1 protein-coding gene is annotated in these 278 nt (G+C 57.2%); it reads left to right on the top strand.

All coding sequences use genetic code 11. The features are described 5' to 3' along the window. Window positions 1-82: 82 nt before the first annotated feature. The coding region (locus SB753_RS36825) for a hypothetical protein (RefSeq protein ID WP_410805062.1) at window positions 83-278 on the top strand (196 nt) is incomplete at its 3' end.

Here is a 278-nt window from a genome sequence, read left to right as displayed (position 1 = left end):
AGCGGTCGATCACCGCATCCCATATTTAGGGATCTCTGAAATCTGATAAGAAGCATAACTAATTATTATCGGGGTGAAATGCATGGCCAGCAGATTAACCAGCTCGCAGCAGGCGAGCAGTCAGCCGTCGACCGTGACGAACAATGGGCTGACGCAATTCCAGCAGAACGTCAAAGGAACGTATGCCGCGCCGATAAGCGGAACCGGCGTCGTCGAGAAAGACGGGCCTGGGGCGTTAACGCTTGCACCTGGCGGCGCGGGCCACCGCGGCAAGACGC

Origin of the sequence: Paraburkholderia sp. SIMBA_053 (assembly GCF_046534895.1) — a bacterium.
GTDB lineage: Bacteria > Pseudomonadota > Gammaproteobacteria > Burkholderiales > Burkholderiaceae > Paraburkholderia > Paraburkholderia caledonica.
Note: the sequence above shows the minus strand (reverse complement) of the source record. Positions and strands in the feature narration are given on the sequence as shown.